At 34.9% G+C, this 261-nt stretch carries 1 pseudogene; it reads right to left on the bottom strand.

Annotated features, from left to right (window positions below):
* Positions 1–69 precede the first annotated feature (69 nt).
* Positions 70–261, bottom strand: a pseudogene (locus AAEY97_RS21345) (DUF2063 domain-containing protein); the annotation flags it as partial.

The following is a 261-nucleotide window of genomic DNA, read 5'->3' as shown; positions in this document are numbered from 1 at the left end:
CAATTAATGTGTATATGGTGGCTTTCAAAAAAATTCCTTCGCAACGAAAAATAACTATATTGTTTTAACTCACTCGCTAATTAACCAACCACGTTCAAGCCATTGATTAATTTTAGTAATTAAAAACCCAGCGATTTTCTCGCCTGGGAGTTCATTTAAACAGGATTGACATAACTGTGCAAAGGGTGTGTTTTGTTTTAATAAACTCAGTAAGCGGTATTCTTGTGCATCAACGCTTAAATATTGTGTACGCCTTTGAGC

The organism is Shewanella sp. TB7-MNA-CIBAN-0143 (genome assembly GCF_040310065.1).
Classification (GTDB): domain Bacteria; phylum Pseudomonadota; class Gammaproteobacteria; order Enterobacterales; family Shewanellaceae; genus Shewanella.
This window is presented reverse-complemented; position numbering and strand designations above follow the sequence as displayed.